20 protein-coding genes, 1 other RNA gene and 1 pseudogene are annotated in these 19,398 nt (G+C 65.1%); 4 read left to right on the top strand and 18 right to left on the bottom strand.

Translation table 11 applies throughout. From position 1 onward, the window contains the following. Positions 1-41 precede the first annotated feature (41 nt). Positions 42-420, top strand: a pseudogene (locus ACX5I6_RS12425) (hypothetical protein). A 27-nt stretch (positions 421-447) separates the two neighbouring features. Here ACX5I6_RS12425 and ACX5I6_RS12420 read toward each other — a convergent pair. After that, positions 448-1,431 (bottom strand): S1C family serine protease, encoded by a 984-nt coding sequence (locus tag ACX5I6_RS12420; RefSeq protein WP_461840668.1) that lies wholly within the window; start codon positions 1,429-1,431, stop codon positions 448-450. A gap of 214 nt (positions 1,432-1,645) precedes the next feature. Here ACX5I6_RS12420 and ACX5I6_RS12415 point away from each other — a divergent pair, with 214 nt between their 5' ends. The 3 genes from ACX5I6_RS12415 (at position 1,646) to ACX5I6_RS12405 (ending at position 3,697) form a co-directional block, all read left to right on the top strand. Next, entirely contained in the window at positions 1,646-2,110 is a 465-nt protein-coding gene (locus tag ACX5I6_RS12415; RefSeq protein WP_461840667.1) for a pyridoxamine 5'-phosphate oxidase family protein, read from the top strand. A gap of 77 nt (positions 2,111-2,187) precedes the next feature. Then, a complete protein-coding gene (locus tag ACX5I6_RS12410) occupies positions 2,188-2,658 on the top strand; it encodes a pyridoxamine 5'-phosphate oxidase family protein (protein ID WP_461840666.1) in 471 nt (156 codons plus the stop codon). A gap of 22 nt (positions 2,659-2,680) precedes the next feature. Continuing rightward, entirely contained in the window at positions 2,681-3,697 is a 1,017-nt protein-coding gene (locus tag ACX5I6_RS12405; protein WP_461840665.1) for a zinc-dependent alcohol dehydrogenase family protein, read from the top strand. A gap of 53 nt (positions 3,698-3,750) precedes the next feature. Here ACX5I6_RS12405 and ACX5I6_RS12400 read toward each other — a convergent pair whose 3' ends face one another. The 17 genes from ACX5I6_RS12400 to ACX5I6_RS12320 form a co-directional block, all read right to left on the bottom strand. Next, on the bottom strand, positions 3,751-4,776 hold the full coding sequence (locus ACX5I6_RS12400; RefSeq protein WP_461840664.1) for an ATP-dependent 6-phosphofructokinase: 1,026 nt from the start codon (positions 4,774-4,776) through the stop codon (positions 3,751-3,753). Then, a complete protein-coding gene (locus ACX5I6_RS12395; protein WP_461840663.1) occupies positions 4,773-6,284 on the bottom strand; it encodes a glycosyl hydrolase family 65 protein in 1,512 nt (503 codons plus the stop codon). Before ACX5I6_RS12395 ends, ACX5I6_RS12400 begins: the two co-directional genes overlap by 4 nt. Beyond that, positions 6,212-7,957: an HAD-IA family hydrolase gene (locus tag ACX5I6_RS12390; RefSeq protein WP_461840662.1), complete on the bottom strand. Its 1,746-nt coding sequence runs from the start codon at positions 7,955-7,957 to the stop codon at positions 6,212-6,214. The genes ACX5I6_RS12395 and ACX5I6_RS12390 overlap by 73 nt, the downstream gene beginning before the upstream one ends. A 68-nt stretch (positions 7,958-8,025) precedes the next feature. Beyond that, entirely contained in the window at positions 8,026-8,490 is a 465-nt protein-coding gene (locus ACX5I6_RS12385) for a pyridoxamine 5'-phosphate oxidase family protein (RefSeq protein WP_461840661.1), read from the bottom strand. Positions 8,491-8,646: 156 nt separating this feature from the next. Further along, positions 8,647-9,015: a transfer-messenger RNA gene (gene ssrA, locus ACX5I6_RS12380) on the bottom strand. Positions 9,016-9,088: 73 nt separating this feature from the next. Continuing rightward, complete coding sequence (gene smpB / locus ACX5I6_RS12375) at positions 9,089-9,562, bottom strand: SsrA-binding protein SmpB (protein WP_050054575.1); 474 nt, start codon at positions 9,560-9,562, stop codon at positions 9,089-9,091. A gap of 82 nt (positions 9,563-9,644) precedes the next feature. Further along, positions 9,645-11,075, bottom strand: a complete 1,431-nt coding sequence (locus ACX5I6_RS12370) for a peptidoglycan DD-metalloendopeptidase family protein (protein ID WP_285247511.1) — start codon at positions 11,073-11,075, stop codon at positions 9,645-9,647. A 27-nt stretch (positions 11,076-11,102) separates the two neighbouring features. Beyond that, on the bottom strand, positions 11,103-12,017 hold the full coding sequence (ftsX, locus tag ACX5I6_RS12365) for a permease-like cell division protein FtsX (RefSeq protein ID WP_018760181.1): 915 nt from the start codon (positions 12,015-12,017) through the stop codon (positions 11,103-11,105). Further along, positions 12,014-12,802: a cell division ATP-binding protein FtsE gene (gene ftsE, locus ACX5I6_RS12360; protein WP_133830941.1), complete on the bottom strand. Its 789-nt coding sequence runs from the start codon at positions 12,800-12,802 to the stop codon at positions 12,014-12,016. Before ftsE ends, ftsX begins: the two co-directional genes overlap by 4 nt. A gap of 184 nt (positions 12,803-12,986) precedes the next feature. Next, entirely contained in the window at positions 12,987-14,102 is a 1,116-nt protein-coding gene (prfB, locus tag ACX5I6_RS12355; protein WP_018760183.1) for a peptide chain release factor 2, read from the bottom strand. Between the two features lie 76 nt (positions 14,103-14,178). Next, on the bottom strand, positions 14,179-14,589 hold the full coding sequence (locus tag ACX5I6_RS12350) for a pilus assembly protein TadG-related protein (protein ID WP_461841711.1): 411 nt from the start codon (positions 14,587-14,589) through the stop codon (positions 14,179-14,181). 35 nt (positions 14,590-14,624) lie between these two features. Further along, positions 14,625-15,236, bottom strand: a complete 612-nt coding sequence (locus tag ACX5I6_RS12345) for a TadE/TadG family type IV pilus assembly protein (protein ID WP_461840660.1) — start codon at positions 15,234-15,236, stop codon at positions 14,625-14,627. Beyond that, entirely contained in the window at positions 15,217-15,633 is a 417-nt protein-coding gene (locus tag ACX5I6_RS12340; RefSeq protein ID WP_461840659.1) for a TadE family protein, read from the bottom strand. The genes ACX5I6_RS12345 and ACX5I6_RS12340 overlap by 20 nt, the downstream gene beginning before the upstream one ends. Before the next feature lie 3 nt (positions 15,634-15,636). Further along, a complete protein-coding gene (locus tag ACX5I6_RS12335; RefSeq protein WP_461840658.1) occupies positions 15,637-15,888 on the bottom strand; it encodes a hypothetical protein in 252 nt (83 codons plus the stop codon). Between the two features lie 68 nt (positions 15,889-15,956). Next, positions 15,957-16,898 carry a type II secretion system F family protein gene (locus ACX5I6_RS12330; protein WP_461840657.1) on the bottom strand — a complete coding sequence of 314 codons (942 nt, stop codon included), beginning with the start codon at positions 16,896-16,898 and terminating at the stop codon, positions 15,957-15,959. Further along, complete coding sequence (locus tag ACX5I6_RS12325) at positions 16,895-17,752, bottom strand: type II secretion system F family protein (RefSeq protein ID WP_461840656.1); 858 nt, start codon at positions 17,750-17,752, stop codon at positions 16,895-16,897. The genes ACX5I6_RS12330 and ACX5I6_RS12325 overlap by 4 nt, the downstream gene beginning before the upstream one ends. Next, positions 17,749-18,972, bottom strand: coding sequence for a CpaF family protein (locus ACX5I6_RS12320; RefSeq protein ID WP_461841710.1), 1,224 nt, complete (start codon positions 18,970-18,972; stop codon positions 17,749-17,751). Before ACX5I6_RS12320 ends, ACX5I6_RS12325 begins: the two co-directional genes overlap by 4 nt. Positions 18,973-19,398 lie beyond the last annotated feature (426 nt).

Below are 19,398 nucleotides of genomic sequence, written 5' to 3'. Positions count from 1 at the left end.
GGCAAGACGCGATTTGGCGGGTTCCCGTATGGTGGATGGTGATGATCAGCAGACGTGACGCCGCAATAGCCCTGGATGTACCCCTTGAAATGGCGCAGCGCCATGGCCTGCCGAAGTGGATGCCGGAAGCCGAGCTTCCGAGGCATCCTGGACAATCCTCCCCCGTGGCTGGTGCAGTCACGGGCCAACCGGACAGGCAAGCGGCCCGTGTGGGTCCATCTCGAGTGCGCCGTGTGCGGGTATGAGGAAGCGGCCCGGCCCAAGAAGTGGTGGCCGGACTTTACCTACGTGGTGTGCGGGCACCACGCCCCGGAAGAGATCCCACCGGTACAGCCCGGTTGCGTCCGTGGCGAGTACGACGGCGTCGGGACGCGTTTCACAGGCATCGCGGACGTGGAAGCGCCGGCAGCCGGAGCCTAGCGCTTCCGGACGCACCGGCCCCGGTGCCTACGGAGTTCCGTTGCCCGTCATTTCCTCCGGAACGGCGGTGAGGTGCACTTCGGTGCCGTCCCGCAGCACGGCGACATCGAGCGGTTGGCCAATGGCGTCCGCGAACAGGAGCCGCTGCAGGCTCTCGGCGTTGCTGACAGGACGGCCTCCCGCCGTCAGGAGGATGTCCCCGGCCGCCAGCCCTGCCTTGTCCGCCGGAGATTCAGGCAGCACCTCCACAACGCGCAGCCCTTCGCGCCGCCCGGTGCGGATCACAGCGCTGGGAGTGAGCTGGATGGGCGTACTCACCAAGCCCAGGTAGGCCCGGCGCACCCTCCCGTCCGCAAGCAAAGCGGCAATGATCCGACGCGTGGTGGCGTTGATGGGAATGGCGAGCCCAAGCCCTGCTCCCGCCACTGCCGTGTTGATCCCAACGATCCTCGAGTGCGTGTCTGCCAGCGCGCCGCCTGAATTGCCGGGATTCAAGGCCGCATCCGTTTGGATGACGTCTTCGATGACCCGCCTGTTGCCCCCGGACCACACCGGAATGGCCCGGCCCAGGCCGCTGACCACACCGGCTGTTACGGATCCAGCCAGTCCCAGCGGGTTCCCAACCGCCACCACCAACTGGCCCACCCTGAGGGTTTCGGCCGCACCGAACTGGGCCGGTGGCACCTTGGGCCGGGAACCATGGACCACCGCGAGGTCAGACAACGGGTCCGTGCCCACGAGTTCCAGTTCCATCCTGCTGCCGTCACCGAAGACCGCAAAACCCTCGTGCGTTCCGGCAACCACGTGGGAATTCGTGAGCAGGTAGCCGTCTTCGGTAAAGAGCACTGCCGAACCTGCGCCCACCCGGGCCCGCCCGTTGCGGCGCCGGGCAGTCATCTCGATCGCCGCCACGTGCGGCGTAACCGTGGCCGCCACCCGCATGACCGTCTGCGAGTACGAGTCCAGGATGTCGTCGTCCTCCGGCGGCATGATCTTCCGCGCCTGCTCCATGGGGCACCTCCAGCCCTCGTGCCGGTTCGCCCGGTGAAGTCCCCGGGCCGTTGCCGCCCGTGCCAGGTTTCCATCGGGATCCTTACGCTTGTCAACGACCCAGCCGCAGATTCCAGTCCCGGTGCTGCTACGCCGTCGGTGAACAGCGCAGCAGCCGTCCGGCATTCCCTTCCCACCGGTGCGCTGGTACTGCCGAGGCTCTAGGATCGGTAGCATGACTGGTTCCCCGGAGGGCTCTCCCACCGAAATTTTGGACGCAGATGCGTGCTGGCAGTACCTGAGGTCCTCCTATATCGGCCGCCTCGCGGTCATCAACGGCGAAATCCCAGAGATCTTTCCGGTGAATTTATCCGTCTCCGGCGACACGCTGTTCTTCCGGACGGCGCCGGGGACCAAGCTTCGTGCCCTGCTGAGCGGGGCGGTGGCAGCGCTGGAGGTTGACGGACTGAATCCATACGCCACGGAGGTGTGGAGCGTGGTGGCAAAGGGCAGGCCGGAACCGTTCGACGAGACACGCATGAGCCTGCCGGCGGTCGACGCCGACCGTGAACCGTGGGAGGCCGGGATCAAGGACCACCTGATCATCATCACCCCCACCGAACTCACCGGCCGCCGGTTCGCGGTCACGCCGCCCACCCGGTGGTGGCCGCCCGTGGACTTCGCCGCCGATTGGCTCTAGCCACTGCACATTCGTCCGCCCAATGCCGGGCCTTTGTGCCCTTTCCGGGGACGGGCGATTTCCCTACGCTGTGCCCTATGACAGTGAACCCAAACGTACCTGCAGCTGAAATCCTCGATGCCGAAGAGTGCTGGTCGCTTCTCGCGCAGACCGGGGTGGGACGCCTGGCCGTCATGGCGGATGGCCATCCTGACGTCTTTCCGGTCAATTACAAGGTGGACGGCCATACGCTCGTCTTCCGCACGGGCGGCGGCACCAAACAGCAGGCCATCGAGTCCGACGCCGTCGTGGCCCTCGAGGCGGACGCGGTCAGTTCCCAGTTCGGCCTGGCATGGAGCGTCGTGATTAAAGGCAAAGCCGCCGAGACAACGCCAACAGGACCTGACCTCGACGACATCCGGCGGGCGCTGTTCCCCTGGCAGGGAGTGGGCAAGGAATACTTCATCCGCATCACGCCCGAGTCCATCACGGGCAGGCGCTTCACCATGACCGCGCCGTTGCTGTGGCAGACGCCGTTGGACGACGCAACCCGCGCGGGCTTCGAGTAGCCGCCACGGAACCGGACGCACCGTGCGTGCATGGTGGGTGGGCGACCCGGGCCCAATATCCACGCATCCCCTGGTCCAGGGGCAGAGGGCCACGCCGAAACCGCGGCCGCATGAGCTCTTGGTGCAGGTCAGTGTCTGCGGTGTGTGCCGCACCGACCTCCATCTCGCCGAAGGAGACCTGGCACCCCACCATCCCCACGTGGTCCCCGGGCACGAAGCGGTCGGCGTCGTCATCGAAACGGGCACGGACTGCACACGGTTCCACGCCGGCGACAGGGTGGGCGTCGCCTGGCTTGGCGGCGTGTGCGGCCGGTGCGACTACTGCCGCCGCGGCGATGAAAACCTGTGCTCATCGCCAGTGTTCACCGGGTGGGACAGGGACGGAGGCTTTGCCGAACGGCTGGCGGTCGCCGAGGACTTCGCCTACCCGGTCCCGGCCGCCTTTTCCGACGAGCAGGCCGCACCGCTGTTGTGCTCCGGGATCATCGGGTACCGCGCCCTGAAACGCGCCGCAGTGCCGGTTGGCGGCCGCCTTGGCATCTATGGCTTTGGCAGCTCCGCCCACATCACCGCGCAGCTGGCCCTCAGGCAGGGCGCCTCCGTGTTCGTCATGACCCGGTCGGAGGAGGCCCGGTCACTCGCACTGGAACTGGGTGCAGAGTATGCCGGCGACGCCTACGGGCGGCCGCCGGTCCCTTTGGATTCGGCCATCCTCTTTGCCCCGGTGGGCGATCTTGTCCCGGTGGCGCTGGCGGCCCTCGACCGCGGCGGAACCCTTGCCGTCGCGGGCATCCACCTCAGTGATATTCCAGCCCTGAATTATGGCAGGGAGCTTTTCTACGAGCGCCAGCTGCGCAGCGTCACCGCCAATACCCGGGCGGACGGCCGTGAATTCCTGGCCCTGGCGGCCAAGCTGTCATTGACCTTGAAAACTACCGCATACCCCTTCGACGCCGCCGATAAAGCGCTGGAAGACCTGGCCGCCGACAGGATCACCGGGTCCGCCGTCCTGCGCATCCGCCCGGCGCAGCCTGATTGAATTCCGCCCATTCCGGCCCCTTCCGGCCGGTCGAATTATCCAAACAGCACCGCTTATCCAAACAGCACCGCGGCTTCCCGGTAGCGGGCCTCGGGAACCCTCTTAAGCTCGCCCAGGGCCTCGTCCAGGCCCACGTTCACGATGTCCGTGCCCCGGAGCGCGACCATGGTGCCCCAGCGTCCGGCCGCGGCTGATTCGACGGCAGCCAGGCCAAGCCGGGTGGCAAGGACCCGGTCAAAGGCGGTGGGCTCGCCGCCGCGCTGGATATGGCCCAGCACGGTGGCCCGGGTTTCTATTCCCGTCCGCTCCTGTAACTGCTCCTCAAGCAGCAGCCCGATCCCGCCGAGGCGCGGCCGGCCGAAGGTGTCCAGGCCGCGCGGCGCGTAGGGTGCCTGCCGCCCCTCCGGCGCGAAGGCCTCAGCCACCACCACCAGCGGAGCCCTGCCGCGGTCCCGCGCCGACAGCACCCAGGTGGCGATCTGCTCGATCGGGACGGGGTGTTCCGGGATCAGGATTGCGTGCGCACCGGACGCCATGCCCGAATGCAGCGCTATCCAGCCGGCGTTCCTGCCCATGACCTCGGCAATCATGCACCTGTGGTGTGATTCCCCCGTGGTCCGCAACCGGTCAATCGCCTCGGTGGCAGTCTGGACGGCCGTGTCGAAACCAAAAGTGTAATCCGTGGCGCCCAGGTCGTTGTCGATGGTCTTTGGGACGCCCAGGACATTGAGCCCCTGTCCGCACAGCTCCCGGGCCGCCGCCAGGGTGCCTTCTCCCCCGATGGCAATAAGGCCGTCCAGCCCGTTGCGCTGGAAGCCGGCACGTACTGCCTCGATGCCGCCCGCGGCCAGCGGATTGGTCCGCGATGTCCCCAGGATAGTCCCGCCAAGGCGCGCGATCCCGCGGACACCCGTCCTGGGCAGGGGAACGACGTCATCCTCCAGGACACCCCGCCATCCGTCGCGGAAACCCACGAATTCGTACCCATGGGCGACGTCGCCGCCCAGCACCGCTCCACGGATCACCGCATTCACGCCCGGGCAGTCGCCGCCGCTGGTAAGGATTCCCAGCCGCCTCACGATGCCGCCACCCCGGTGGTCCGGGCGGGCAGCGGGAACTGCCGCGCTTGGCCTGGGGGCAGGACCACATCAGTGCCATAAACGTGCACTGTGATGGGGCCGGCGTCACCGGGTGCCGATGCGATGCTCATCTGACCGTCCTTGAGGTGGACCCGCAGCCGGTGTCCCCGATAGAGGACTTCGAAGGCCACGGCACGGAGCCGTGTTGGCAGGTTGGGGGCGAACAGGATACTGTCCCCGCTGAAGCGCAGGCCGGCAAAGCTGCGCTGCACCACGTCGATGGTTCCTCCCATGGCTCCCAAATGGATACCCGCCCGGGTGGTGCCGTGCTGCGTGTCGTCGAGGTCGGCGTCGAGCGCTTCCCGGAAACTGTCCCAGGCACGGTCGGCGTCCACCCCGGCCAGGACGGAGGCGTGGGCCACCCGGCTTAACGTGGAACCATGGGCCGTCCTGGACAGGTAGTACTCGATGGTCCGGTTCAGCTGCTCCTTCGTGAAACCGTAGCCCAGTCGCTCGAGGATACCCAGCAGGCCTTCGTGGCCCAGTAGATACGGGAGCATCAGGACGTCCGCCTGTTTGGCCAGCTTGTACCCGTTGGTTCCGTCCCCCTCGGCCTCCAGGATCAGGTCCAGCCGCTCAATGTCGCCATACGCGTCGCGGTAGTGCTCCCAGTCCAGTTCCCTGAGCTGCTCGTATCCCTCGAACTGGCTGATGACGCCGTCGCCGTGGAACGGGACATACATGGCGGCGCCCGCGGATTCCCAGCCGGCGGCCTCCGTTGCGTCAACGCCCAGTGATTCCATCAGCCCGGCACGCTCGCTCCCGTGCAGGTAGCGAAGGATATCCGCCGCCTGCAGGCACACCCACGCCGCCATGACGTTGGTGTAGGCGTTGTCGTCCAGGCCAGGGTCGGCCCGGCCCGGATATCCCGTGTGGTACTCATCCGGGCCCACAACACCACGCAGGTGATATCTGCCATCTCGTTGGTCGAAAGTTGCCAGGGACCGGAAGAACCGGGCCACTTCGATCACCAGCTCCGCACCTTTTTGCAGGAGCCAGATCTTGTCACCGGTGGCCTGGAAATACTGCCAGGCGTTGAAGGCCACCGCGAGGCCCGAGTGCACCTGAAGATGGGAGTAGTCCCTGACCCAACGTCCGGAACGCTCGTTGTACAACCACTTCGGCGTCTCCTCAGTCCCGTCGCTGCCGCTTTGCCACGGGAATTTCGCCCCTGCCAGGCCGGCCGCGGCGGCGGCGTGCCTGGCAGCGGGAAGCCGCCGCCACCGGTACTCGATGACGGAGCGGGCCACCGCAGGGGTCTTGGACGTGAGCACCGGGAGAACGAACAATTCGTCCCAGAAAACGTGTCCGCGGTAGCCCTCGCCGTGCAGTCCACGCGCGGTGACGCCGGCGTCCAGCTCGGCCGTGTGGCGCGTCAGGGTCTGCAACAGGTGGAAGATGTGCAGGTTGAGGACCAGGCGTACCTGGACCGGGGCGTCGATTTCCACGAGGAACGGGCGGAGTTCCCTCCGCCATGCTTCCTCGTGGGATGCCAAGAGCCGGGAAAGGAATCGCCGGCGCGTTCCAGCACCGCGCGGGCGCCGGTTTCCGGGGAGGAAATGGCCCGGTCACGGGACGTCACCACCGCCACCGTCTTGGTCAGCCTGACAGGGATACCCGGCGTGAGGGAAAGCCGGAACGTCCTGTAGTGGAAGGCCCCTTCTCCGCCCTCTCCTAACGGCTCCGCCGCCACGGACACATGCGTACGGTAAGCCGCAGCGATACGGATGAGGCTTTGGGTGGTCTGGACTTCGACGACGGATGGAGCGTGCAGGGGCAGTTCGAAGGCGGTGCCGCGCGACGGCGTCAGATCGGCCAGGTGGATGTCCGAGCCCTGGGCACGCTCCGGCAGGTTCGCGTTGCGGACGCCGGCGTTGATGCCGCTGCGAACTTCCACGGCGCCGCTCCACCCCAAGGCGGTGATGGTGGTCTCAAGCGCCAGGAGGTGGGGTTCGGCCATGGAAACGAAGCGGACCTGGACCACCTCCATGCGACGGCGGTCCGCGCCTTCGAGCAGCAGGCGCCGTTCCAGCACGGCGCGTCGGAGGTCCAGGACACGGTGCTCACGCACCACGGCCAGGCCGCCGTCCGACCACCACGGCAGCCCGGCGATCCGGAGGTCCAGCGGGAGGCAGTCCGGCGCATTGACCATGTGCTCCTCAACCAGGGTCTCGTCTGCGGCCTTCACGGTAACCCTGTTGTACACGCCGGCAAGGTACATGCCCGCGTAGCTGAAGGGGCTCCCTTCAGGGGCCGCCCCCCGGACGCCCATGTAGCCGTTGCCCAACGTGGTCAGGGCTTCACGGTGCCCCTCGTGGCCTGCGTCGATGCCTTCATACACGAGGTGCCAGGCGTTGCCGATGACCAGTCCCAGGTCCAGCTCACCCACATCGTTCAGCACAGTACTTGCGCCGGCGGCCTCCAATTGGCGGCGGCTGCCGCTGCGGTCGATTCCAACCACCAGGCCGAAGCCGCCCCGGCGCCCTGCTTCCACTCCCGCCGCTGAGTCCTCTATGACCACGGCGTGTGCCGGTGCGACGCGCAGCTGGACGGCGGCGGCGAGGAAGACGTCCGGTGCCGGTTTCCCCCGCAAACCCAGGCCAGCCGCCGTCGTGCCGTCCATGACCACCGTGAACAGGTGCTTGATGCCGGCGGCTTCCAGGACCAGTGCGGCGTTCCGGCTGGCGGTGACCACCGCGGTGGGGACTGCAGCGCCGGCAAGCCGCTGCAGCAATTGCAGCGTTCCCGGGTAGCTTTGCACCCCGTCCCGGCGCAGCCGCTGGTGGAACAGTTCGTTCTTCCATGCGCCCAGGCCAAACCCGGTCCAGGCTCCCGGCTCGTCAGTCTCGGCTCCCCTGGCGATCTCTACCCCCCTCGCTGCGAGGAACCGGACCACGCCGTCCTCACGCGGCATGCCATCGATGAAAGAGAGGTACTCCGCCCGGCTCAGCGGAGCACGGTTGGCGCCGGCGGGCATCCGCGGGTCCTGGAATATGCGGTCGAAGGCATCTTTCCACGCAGCCTGGTGGACCAGCGCCGTGTTGGTTACCACCCCGTCCAGGTCGAAGATGACGGCGTCAAAAGGGGGCTTGGCGGCAGCGGCGGTTGGCGACCCAATCATAGGTCAGTGGTACCAGCACGCACGGGAATCCGGACAGGGCCGTTGGGCCCACCCCTCGTTTCCACGGCTTATACGGGTTCGTGCCGGGTGCCGTGCCCCACGTGGTTCCACCAGGTCAGCGGCGACGTGATGGTGAAGCGCCTGCCGGTTATCGAAGTGGGGACGATCCGGACGAAGTGGTCCTTCTCCCCGGCCTGCCAGGGGAACAGGGTAAGGCCTGCTCCGGCGAGGAGTTCATCGGAGGGCTCCAGGATGACGGCTTTTCCCTTGACCAGCACGCTCCAGGCTTTGGCGTCGTTGTGCCCGTCGGCTTCAAGCGCGACCGCGAGTGGGCCGCCGGCGGCGCGCAGCTTGGTTCCCTCGCCCGTGCGGAAGACCAGCGACTGCTGATCCACTTTGTAGTTGACGGGGAAGACCTCCGGGTAGCCGTTGACGAACACGGCAAGGTGTCCAACCGAGACACCGCGCAGGAGGTCCCAGCAGCTGCCTGGGTCCAGGAGTTCAGTGGGCGTCTGCGGCGGGTCGTTGTGCATAAAGTCGACGGTAGCCGCGTGCCGGAACATGCCGCTAGAGCATTTAGGCCCGGGCGGTGTCGCCTCGCCGAACAAACGAAAACGCCCCGGTCCTGGGACCGGGGCGTTACGGCAGCAAAGGCCGGGACGTCCGTGGGATGTCCCGGCCTTTGCCGTGGGTGGAGATGGGGGGAATTGAACCCCCGTCCGATGTCGTGTTGTCAGGGCTTCTCCGGGCGCAGTTTGCGTCGGATTTTCTCGGCCCCAGCCATGCTGCAAACAGCTGGCTGATCCGGGCCCAGTCACCTAAGAGTCCCGTCTACTCCGGTGACGGGAGCAAACAGCAGTGGCTATCTAAATGACGCCAGGATCCGGGGCGATAGCAACCCCGGGCTGACGGACTGTCTTACTGCTTAGGCAGCGAGAGCGAAGTCAGTGCGCTTAGATTCGGCACTTATTGGTTTGCAGACAGCGTTTACGAGATAATTCTGCATCCTCGGCCCGCTTCACCTGTCGCGACTAACATCGTCGAAACCGATCATCCCCGTATTTTGTTACCAAACCGGCTGGCAAGCCTGCCGGACTACTAATACTAACGCATGCCCTGCGGAAAAAATTCCTAGCGGCGCCGGTTGCGTTCGCGCATCTCGCGCTGGGCTTCACGGTTGTCCTGCTGCTCACGCAGCGTTTGCCGCTTGTCGTATTCGCGCTTGCCGCGGGCCACGCCGATTTCCACTTTGGCCCGCCCGTCCACGAAGTACAACTGCAACGGAACAATGGTGTAGCCGGATTCCCGGACCTTGTGGGAGATCTTGATGAGCTCCTCGCGGTGCAGCAGCAGCTTGCGCCGGCGGCGGGCAGCGTGGTTGGTCCAGCTGCCCTGGTTGTATTCGGGAATGTGGATGGCTTCCATCCACAGTTCGTCGTTGTAGAACGTGCAGAATCCATCCACCATGGAGGCGTGGCCCTCCCGGAGGGACTTTACTTCGGTGCCCATCAGGGCGATGCCGGCCTCGTAGGTGTCCAGCACGTGATAGTCATGCCGGGCCTTGCGATTGGTGGCCACCACCTTACGGCCACTTTCTTTAGGCACGGGGAAACTCCTCAGGTTAAGGTTGGCTGCTCCGTGACCGCGGCCCGGAGCTATACCAGTCTACGGCAGGGGCGGGACGACCCTAGAGCAGTCCCATGGGGTCAACCGCGACGCCGTTGAGCCAGGTTTCAAAGTGGGCGTGGCAGCCTGTGGAGTTGCCTGTGCTGCCGGAGTAGGCAATCAGCTGGCCTTGCGAGACCCTTTGTCCGTTCGAAACCACGATGCTGGAGTTGTGGTAGTAAATGGTCGTCAGGGTGTTGCCCTGCACCACCCCGTGGTCGATCTTGACGCGCCAGCCGCCGCCGTCGGCGGAGTTCCAGCCTGAGCTGAAGACTTCACCGGCTGCCGCAGCGTACACGGGAGTGCCGCAGGCCGCGCCGAAGTCAATACCGGTGTGCATGTATCCGCCGGTGCCGTAGAAGTCGATGGTGCCCGGCGGGGTGGTGCGGTAGCCGAAGCCGGAGGTGATGGGGATACTGCCGTCAAAGGGGTGGCGGAGGCCAAAGGCCGACGGCGACCCTGCTGCGGGCGGAACATACGGCTGGACAGGCGGGGCCGGGCGGTTCGCTGCCGCCGCTGCGGCGGCAGCTGCGGCAGCCGCAGCCGCTGCTTGCCTGCGCTGTTCGGCTTCCCATGCCTCGCGGGCCTTCCGGTCGCGTTCGGCGATTTCGTTGGCCACCTGGTTCTGGTTGGCCTGGACGCCCGCCAGCTGGGCCTGGATGCCGGGTTTGGCCGCCTGGAGCTCCGCATCGAGGCGGGTGGTGTCGGCGATCAGCTGGTCAACCTGGGCTTTCTTGGCCGCGGCTTCGTCCCGCGCGGCCTTCTCACGTTCCAGTGCTGCATCGGCTTTGGCCTTGAGGTCCTTGATCTCACCTTCCACGGCCTGCAGCCGGGCTTCGGAGTTGACGTTGGTGGCGTTCTGCTGGTTGAGCTTGTCCATCGCCGCGTTCTGGCTGCGCATGGCCTGGTCGGCGAGGTCCATGGTGTCGGTCAGGCTGCCGCCGCCGCTGGACCCGAAGAAAAGGGAAAGATTGGAGGGCACGCCACCGGACTTGTAGGCCTGGGTGGCGATCTGGCCGATCAGCTTCTTTGTGTCGGCGATCTTTTGCTTATCAGTTTCGAGCTGCTGGGTGATCTTGGCCTTGTTCTGCTGGGCCATGTCCACCCGGGCCGCCAGGGCTTCCGATTCTTTCACAGCACTGGCCACGCGGCCTTGCGCGTCGAGGAGGGCCTGCTGCGCACCGGGGAGCTGGCCCTGGTAAATCACCAGGTCACCGGCGGCCTTGGCGATCCTGGAATCGACGAACTCAAGGGAGGCCTGGACACGGGCCGCTTCGGCCTCGAGCGCGGCCTTGCGGTCCTCGAGGTCGTCGGCGAAGGCCACGGGAGTTGCCACGGCCATCCCGGCGGAAAGGATGACGGCCAGTACACCGCTGACGATCCCCATGCGGCGGGCAGCGGCCCGCCCCCGGCGGAACCGGCGGCGCGGAGAGGTTTGATCGGTTACGTTCATGAGCATTCCTTGGTCGGTTTGCATAGCCTAAACGCGCAAGTATCTGCGAAGGGTCAAGAGAGACGAAATTCCTGCCAAGGATCCGCCAAGAATCAGTAGTGCCGGCGCGAGGATCAGTGTCTGGCCCGAGGAAATGAAGGCGGTGTCCGGGTACTGGCGGGACATGTAGTCACCCAGGAAGAACTGCGCCACGGCCCACAGCGTGCCGGAGGCCAGCGCAGCGCCGATGACCGCAGCAATGACCCCTTCAAGGATGAAGGGCAACTGGATCACGGTCTTTGACGCGCCGACAAGCCGCATGATGCCGGTTTCCCGGCGCCTGCTGAAGGCGGATAGCCGGATTGTAGTGGCAATCAGCAGGATCGCGCAGACGATCATCACGCCGGCGATGCCGACTGCGACCAGGGAGGCGCCGTTCATCACCGAGAAGAGGCGTTCGAGGAGCTGTCGCTGGTCGATCACGGTCTCCACGCCCGGCTGCGATGAGAAGGTCTCGCTGATGATCTGGTATTTCTCGGGATCCTTCATGTTGATCCGGAATGATGCCGGCAACTGGTCCGGGGTAACGGAATCGACGATGGGCGAGTTGGAGAACTGGTCCTTGAAGTGCTTGTAGGCCTCGTCGCGGGACTCGAACTGGAAGTCGTTGATGTACTGCGCCACGGCTGGTGACTCCAAGAGCGCGTTGAGGCCCTGCTGCTGCTCAGGGGTGACCGGCCCGGACGCGCACCCAGGTGCGGTCGAACCGTCGCTGCACAGGAAGATGGCTACCTGGACCTTGTCGTACCAGTAACCCTTCATCTGGTTGATCTGCATCTGCAGCATCCCGGCCGCGCCCACGAAGGTGAGGGACACGAATGTCACCAGGATGACGGAAACCACCATGGAAAGGTTGCGGCGCAGGCCACTGCCGATCTCGGAAAGGATGAAGGCAAGCCTCATTGCCGCGCCTCACCTTCGGCACCGTTGCCCGGCAGGCCGTCGTCGGCTGCTTCCCTGCCGCTGGCGTCCTTAAGCCGCCTGGACTGGCCGACGACGGGGATCATCGAGGTGTACAGGGCCTTGGCTTCGTCGCGGATTACCACGCCGTTCTTGAGCTCGACCACCCGCTTGCGCATCTCGTTGACGATGTCATCGTCGTGGGTGGCCATCACTACCGTGGTTCCGTTTTGGTTGATCTTGTCCAAAACACCCATGATGCCCATGGACGTTGTGGGGTCCAGGTTTCCGGTGGGTTCGTCGGCCAGGAGGATCCCGGGCCGGTTGACCACGGCCCGGGCGATGGCCACTCGCTGCTGCTCGCCGCCGGAGAGTTCGTGCGGCATGCGGTGTTCCTTGCCTTCGAGGCCAACGGTCTTGAGGACCTCGGGGACGGTATCGCGGATGACGCTCCGGCTCTTGCCGATGACCTGCATGGCGAAAGCCACGTTGGCGAAGACGTTCTTTTGGGGCAGGAGGCGGAAGTCCTGGAAGACGACGCCGATGCCACGGCGGAGGCGCGGCACGCGCCAGCTCGAAATCCTGGCAACGTTTTGGCCGGCGACATAGACGGCGCCCGAGGTTGCGCGGTCCTCCTTCAGCACCAGGCGGAGGAAGGTGGACTTTCCGGAGCCGGAGGCCCCCACCAGGAAGGCGAATTCGCCGCGATCAATCTCAAGGTTGACGGAGTCCAGCGCAGGCCGGGCTTTTTGGTCGTAGACCTTGGTGACATTTTCGAATCGGATCATGGCCCTAAGTACCCTGCAGGGCATGGCTGATTGTTCTGATGCAGCCCAGTTCTGCAGCCGGTGCACGGGTTTTCGTTTGGGGGAAGTAGGGCCCCGGCCCCTCGACTATACGCAGGATGCCCGGCGCTTGGGCGGGCTTTCGGGGGCGTGTCGCCCGATCCGGTCGAGCCCGGGAGCCGCCCGGCTACTTTTCGGCGTTGCGGTTGTCAGTGCGCCAGCGGATACCGGCGTCGATAAAGTCGTCGATCTCGCCGTCGAACACAGCTGACGTGTTGCCCACCTCGTGTTCAGTGCGCAGGTCCTTCACCATCTGGTAGGGGTTGAGGACATAGGAGCGCATCTGGTCGCCCCAGGAGGCTTTGACGTCCCCCGCCAGGGCCTTCTTCTCCGCGTCTTCCTGTTCCTTCTTGAGCAGGAGGAGCCGGGATTGCAGCACGCGCATGGCGGCGGCCCGGTTTTGGAGCTGTGACTTCTCGTTCTGCATCGAGACGACGGTGCCGGTGGGAATGTGGGTGAGGCGCACCGCGGAGTCGGTGGTGTTCACCGACTGGCCGCCGGGCCCGGACGATCGGAAGACGTCGACCCTGATTTCGTTGTCCGGGATGTCGATGGAATCGGTCTGTTCGATCAGCGGGATGACTTCCACGGCCGCGAACGATGTCTGGCGCCGGCCTTGGTTGTCGAACGGGCTGATCCGGACCAGGCGGTGGGTCCCCGCTTCAACACTGAGGGTGCCGTAGGCGTAGGGAGCCTTGACCTCGAAGGTGGCCGATTTCAGGCCGGCTTCCTCCGCATACGAGGTGTCCATGACCGTCGTAGGGTAACCGTGCCGCTCGGCCCAACGAAGGTACATGCGCATCAGCATCTCGGCGAAATCTGCCGCGTCGACACCGCCCGCTCCCGCACGGATGGAGACCACGGCTTCGCGCTCGTCATATTCTCCGGACAACAAGGTGACCACTTCCAGGTCCTTGAGGGCCTTTTTGATGGATTCGAGTTCGGCCGCGGCCTCCCCCATCGAGGCGGCGTCGTCCTCGTCCTGGCCCAGTTCCACCAGGACTTCGAGATCGTCGATACGCGAGGCCAGGTTGGTGAGGCGTTCCAGCTCGGACTGCCGGTGGGAGAGACGGGAGGTGATCTTCTGCGCCGCTGCGGGGTCGTCCCACAAGTCCGGCTCCCCTGCCCGCTCGCTGAGTTCGGCGATGTCTTCACGGAGTGCATCCACGTCCGAGACGCGTTCGATGGACTCGTAGGTGGCGCGGAGGGCGCGGATTTCAGCGGAAAAATCAATATTGGCCATGGTGGTTTAACCCTACGCTATTGGGGCATACGGCCCGGCGCTGCCCGTCACCGGGGATTAACCGGCGGGGCAGGCATCAACGGGTCAGCCGGGACCGCGCCGTCGAGGTGGCCTCGATGCGGATTCCGTCGGGAACCAGGAAGTTGACCACCGGCGGGTGCACTGCAGCGGTGAGGACCACGACGGCGGTAGAACCGTCGGGCGTTCCCGTTCCGGCGGCAACGGCGAGGCCGGAGAACCGTTGGGAAGCCGGGCTCCTGCCGACAAAGTCGGCTGCCACGTTGCGGACACGGGCGGGGTTGAGGACAGCCGATGGGGTTCCGCCCTGTGATGAGACGTCGCCGAGCGTGTAGCTGTCGGCGGCGGCCAGTGATGCCCCGTCAGCCAGGGAGAGGAGCCGTTTGTGTTCGACGTAGACACTGGATATTCCGATGACGACCGTTGCCACCAGCAAGGCCACGGCCACGTAGCCGATGATCATCACCATCAGTTGGCCCTCTTCGGCTTTTTGCGCGCGGGGTGTCACCGGTAGCGCCCCACCAGCTGGGTGGCGGAGGCCCGGACATCCGTGACCGACAGTCCTTCCGCAAAAGGGAGGAACGGCAGCGGCACACTGAGGCTGACGGTCACCGTGACCGCGCTTCCCGCAGCGGTGCAGTCTGCGGGTTCGCAGCTTGTCGTCATGTTTGCCTGCGCTGGCTCATGCCCGAAATCGGAAAGAGCCAAGGAGACCGCCCGCTCTGCGGCCGCTTGTGCGGTGACGGGGTCGGACTGGGCAACGTACACCTTTGCTGCCTGGTCAGCGGCGCCCACGACGGCGAAGGAGCCGCCCTGGACCTGACCCACGGTGATGACGAAATACACCAGCGGGACCATCAGCAGGAGCGCCAGGAAGGTGAACTCGACGACTGCACTCCCCCGTTCGTGACCGCTGGTGTGCCGCTGCAAGTCCTCTCGGTCAGGCCGCGGCTGTTCCACCGCCAGGCCGGAGGCGTCTGCATATCCCGGATTTTGTCCGGCGTACGGTGCCCGTGCCCGGCAGAGTAGTTCCGTGAGCCTTGTCCTGATGCGGAACTTGATGGCGGTGCCGGGCGGCTTGTCTGTCGCTAACGGATCACGGCTGGATGGCAGCATGCCCTTTCACCTCCAGCATCGCCCGGGGACCGATCAGGCCGATGACCGGCAACGGGGACCGGACTGTCACTTCCAGCGTGCGCATCCCTTGAAGATTCACTTCCCGGGCGCTGACCTGCCCGGCAAATCCGGGATTCAGGGCAGTCCCGATGAGGCTGCGGGTCCGTTCCTCGGCGTCGGCGGAGTTACGGTCTGCCAAAGTCCCGTAGCGGGCGCCGGACGCGGCAGCATCGATGAGCGTGTTCCGAACGTGCAGGACTAAGGTCAGCTGGATAATGGCGAGGAAGAACATCGTCAGCAGCCCGCCGACCAGAACAAAATCCACGACGGCAGAGCCCCACTCCCCCGCAGAGGGCAACCCGGGACGCGCCTCCGGCCGTGGAGCGGAGCGTGCCACGGATCACTTCCCTACTTTGTCCATGGCCTGATTGAACATGGCCTCCAGCGCAGGGCCGGCGAGCGCCAGGAGCGCTGCCACCAGGACGGCGGACATTAGCGTAATCATCACCCAACCCGGTACATCCCCACGTTCGGGGTTGTCTCCGGAACTCACTTTGCATCGGTGGCCGTTCACCGGCCGGTGCAATTCACACTGCACCAGGGCAGCCATACCGATAAACAGCGCCGCCAGGCGGGTTCCCATAGTTTTCATGTTGCGTCCTTTCCTGATGAATACGGTGTCCTTGCACGAGCTGCTTCACGACAGGTAGCCCCCCAGGTTCAGAAGCCCATATTGATCGCTGCTATGCCCGGGAATACGGCGAATACCACCGTCAGCGGGAGTATTCCGAAGACCAACGGCACCATCATTGCTATTTCTTTCCTGCCCGCCGCTTCCATGAGGTCCCGCTTGGCCGAATCACGAACATCCTGGGCCTGGGCACGGAGCACTTCGGCAAGGGGGGTTCCCCTGTCCACCGCAACGATGATGCCGTCAACGAACCTGACCAAGGGCGCAAGGTCCGTGCGCCCAGAAAACTCTTCCAAGGCTAGGACGAGCGGCTTGCCTGCCCGCGTCTCCGCGAGGATGTTCGCAAATTCCCTTGACAGTTCCCCGTGGGCGCTCCTGCAGACCCGGTCCAGTGCACCCGTCGCGCTGTCCCCTGCGCTGACAGCCAAGGCCATAAGCTCCGCCAGGCTGGGGAATTCGGCCATCATGCGCTCCTCCCGGCGCCGCACCTGGGCGCCCAGCCAGTAGTCCCGGAGGACAAAACCTGCCGCCGCGCTGCCAAGGATTGCGGCCACCGCAAAGATCGGGCTGAACCGTCCTGCGGCCGCTCCTGTGAGTACGACCGTTAAAGCGAGGGCAAAACCGGCCGCTGCCCAAAGCAACTGTTCCGCACGGAAGTCAATGGGTGACTTGCCGATCCCCGCTTGGGCCAGCCGCCGCTCCGTTGCTCCCGGTGATGGGTTGAGCCGGGCCAACGCGGAAAGCCAGTCGCGGAAGACGGGACGGAGAATCCGCTCCAGCGGGCCGAATGGTGTCAAGTTCGGATCGCCCACGTTCAGGAGCCGCGACTCCAGGTTCTGCGACTTAAGTTGGGGCTCGATCCGCTCAGCGAGAGTCATGGCACGCATCGGCGGGGACCTGAAAATCACTAGCCACAAGCCAAGGCCAAGGCCGGTTCCGCAGACAACGGCGGCGGCCGGGACTGCCATCATCGGAGCACCCTTTCATCTTGGGGCAGCGCGCCGATCTTCAACATGACGGTGTAGCAAATGAGCGAAACCACCAGTCCCCCAAGCAGGACTGCGACACCCATTGGTGTGTTGTACGCCTGGATTGCTTCCGGTCTGGTTGCCAGCAGCACCATCACGATCCACGGTGCAGCAACAGCAAGCCGGGCCGCGTTGATCGTCCAGGATTGCCGCGCTTCCAGCTCACTGCGCGTGCGGGCGCTTTCACGGAGGAATTCTCCGAGGGTGCCGAGCAGTCGCCCCAGGTCGGAGCCGCCCACTTCACGGGTGAGGCGCAACGCTTCCACGATACGGTCTGCGACGGGGTCGGCGAGCCGGTGTTTCAGTTTGTTCAGCGAGCCGTCGAATTGGCCGCCGGCCCGGTAATCGGCTCCGAACTCGCGGAACAGGGGCCGGAGTTCTTCGGGCCCTTTGTCGCCGAGCTGGATAAGGGCCTCAGGCAGCGGAAGGCCGGCGCGGATTGCCGAGCGAACGTGATCAACGACGTCGGGCCACAGCTGGCGGAGCAGAGCTGACCTTTTTCGTGCCCGCCAGCGAAGCAGCGTGACAGGCAGCCACGATCCGAACAGGCCGAAGCAGCCGGCAATCGGCCATGAACGACTGAGCGCGAAGAAGACAAGGGCAGTGAACAGCCCCAGACCAAGGCAGGTGCCGACCAGGCCCCGGGCAGATACCTTCTCTATGCCGGCGGCAACGAGCAGGTTACTGAGACGTCCTGGCTTACGCTGCCGGCGTCCGGTATCTGGAGTCTCCCAGCAGGACCACCAGATGAGGAAGAATCCCACCCCGGCCGCAGCTCCCACCATCGCAGGAATCATCGTGCGTCCAATAGGGCTGCGACGTCGTATCCCGCGCGGGAGAACTTATCCGCGGCCGGCATTGCGTTTGCCCTGGGCTGCAGGACTCCGCCCTCCAGGGCGAAGACGAGGGAAGACTCTATGATGCCGTTCTCCACCCGTCGCCCCAGAGAGAGGATCTGGGTGACCTGCCGCCGACCGTCGACTTGTCTGCTGCAGTGCACGACAAGATCGATGCAGGATGCGACTGTGGGAACTACAAATGCGCTGGAGATGTTCTCCCCGGCCAGCAACGGCAGTGTGCAAATCTTCGTCACGGCGTCGTGGGCAGAGTTTGCATGGACGGTACACATCCCGGGAAGGCCACTGTTGAGTGCAATCAGCATGTCCAGGCTCTCGGCCTCCCGGACTTCTCCCACCACCAGCCGGTCGGGCCTCATCCGCAGCGCTTCCTTGACCAGGCGCCGGAGCGGGATCTCGCCTTCGCCCTCCAGGTTGGGTTGCCGGCACTGGAGGCCCACGACGTCGCGCAGCGGGAACTGGAGTTCAAAGATTTCTTCAACCGTGATCACGCGTTCCCGGCTTCCAATACTGGCCGCCAGGCAGTTCAGCATGGTCGTCTTGCCGGCCTGTGTTGCGCCGGAGACCAAGATGTTCAGGCCACTGGCAACCGCCGCCCCGAGGAACCGCGCGGATTGGTGCGTCAGCGTTCCGAGTTCAACAAGGTGCTCAAGCCGGCTCGCCTTCACCACGAATTTTCGTATGTTGACCGCCCAGTGGCGGCGGGTGACGTCCGGGATGACCACATGGAGCCTGGACCCGTCAGGAAGGGCAGCGTCGACGAAGGGGGAGGACATATCCAGCCGCCTGCCGGAGCTTTTCAGCATGCGCTCCACGAGATCGCGCACCTGCTGATCCGTCAGGCTCAGTGAAGTCAGTTCCGACTCGCCGTTGCGCGCTACAAAGATCTCGTTTGGCGCGTTGAGCCAAATCTCTTCTATCGAAGGATCGTCGAGCAGCGGCTGGAGCACACCGAACCCTGCCACTGCGTCGAACAGGAATCGGCGCGCTGCGTCCAGCGGGCCGATGGGAGGAAGCGGGCCCATCAGTGCCCGTTCGTCGTAATCGATGACCGCAGCCTCCACCAGGCGCCGGACCTCACCCGCTTGCTTGAGCGGATCCAATCCGCGGCGGCGGATAAGCTCGCGGACCTCGTCCTCGACTATTCCCAGCGCGTCCATATGTTCCCCCATACAAATGCCGCCTCCGTCGGAGGCACTGCGACTGGCTTACAGCCTAGGGAGGCTACACCACGCTGCCAAGTCATATGGGCGGCCCTTGTGGACAAGTGGCGGATCGATGCATGCCGCGTTGCGTCTGTCCGGAGAGTTAAACGGTCACGTCCACACGCAAAGACGTAACTCTTGCGATCATGCCGTCAATTCGAGCGGGCATTGCTCCCTGCGCACAGCTTCGTTGGCACTGTTGCCCGATTTAGTTGCTCACAGCTACAAGTGGAGCTGGGTAGCCGCTCTTGGCCATCCTTGAGGGGTACCGTGCCCCCTATGCTGGCGGGGGATATCACGGCGGTGCTACCGGAATCCCGGTCGCACTCGTTCCCCGTTGTGCGTTGAGACGAAATCTGACGTGGTCTGCCTGTCTCTTCT

This window comes from Arthrobacter sp. MMS24-T111, assembly GCF_054888995.1.
This window is presented reverse-complemented; position numbering and strand designations above follow the sequence as displayed.

What these genes read in the sequence shown, in the direction of transcription:
- ACX5I6_RS12350 (WP_461841711.1), bottom strand. Translation starts at nt 14,589, where the DNA reads ATGGTGATGATCATCGGCTACGTGGCCGTGGCCTTGCTGGTGGCAACG.
- prfB (WP_018760183.1), bottom strand. Translation starts at nt 14,102, where the DNA reads ATGGCCAATATTGATTTTTCCGCTGAAATCCGCGCCCTCCGCGCCACC.
- ACX5I6_RS12335 (WP_461840658.1), bottom strand. Translation starts at nt 15,888, where the DNA reads ATGAAAACTATGGGAACCCGCCTGGCGGCGCTGTTTATCGGTATGGCT.
- ACX5I6_RS12385 (WP_461840661.1), bottom strand. Translation starts at nt 8,490, where the DNA reads ATGCACAACGACCCGCCGCAGACGCCCACTGAACTCCTGGACCCAGGC.
- ftsX (WP_018760181.1), bottom strand. Translation starts at nt 12,017, where the DNA reads ATGAGGCTTGCCTTCATCCTTTCCGAGATCGGCAGTGGCCTGCGCCGC.
- ACX5I6_RS12415 (WP_461840667.1), top strand. Translation starts at nt 1,646, where the DNA reads ATGACTGGTTCCCCGGAGGGCTCTCCCACCGAAATTTTGGACGCAGAT.
- ACX5I6_RS12325 (WP_461840656.1), bottom strand. Translation starts at nt 17,752, where the DNA reads ATGATTCCTGCGATGGTGGGAGCTGCGGCCGGGGTGGGATTCTTCCTC.
- ACX5I6_RS12420 (WP_461840668.1), bottom strand. Translation starts at nt 1,431, where the DNA reads ATGGAGCAGGCGCGGAAGATCATGCCGCCGGAGGACGACGACATCCTG.
- ftsE (WP_133830941.1), bottom strand. Translation starts at nt 12,802, where the DNA reads ATGATCCGATTCGAAAATGTCACCAAGGTCTACGACCAAAAAGCCCGG.
- ACX5I6_RS12390 (WP_461840662.1), bottom strand. Translation starts at nt 7,957, where the DNA reads ATGATTGGGTCGCCAACCGCCGCTGCCGCCAAGCCCCCTTTTGACGCC.
- ACX5I6_RS12370 (WP_285247511.1), bottom strand. Translation starts at nt 11,075, where the DNA reads ATGAACGTAACCGATCAAACCTCTCCGCGCCGCCGGTTCCGCCGGGGG.
- ACX5I6_RS12345 (WP_461840660.1), bottom strand. Translation starts at nt 15,236, where the DNA reads ATGCTGCCATCCAGCCGTGATCCGTTAGCGACAGACAAGCCGCCCGGC.
- ACX5I6_RS12410 (WP_461840666.1), top strand. Translation starts at nt 2,188, where the DNA reads ATGACAGTGAACCCAAACGTACCTGCAGCTGAAATCCTCGATGCCGAA.
- ACX5I6_RS12330 (WP_461840657.1), bottom strand. Translation starts at nt 16,898, where the DNA reads ATGATGGCAGTCCCGGCCGCCGCCGTTGTCTGCGGAACCGGCCTTGGC.
- ACX5I6_RS12320 (WP_461841710.1), bottom strand. Translation starts at nt 18,972, where the DNA reads ATGGACGCGCTGGGAATAGTCGAGGACGAGGTCCGCGAGCTTATCCGC.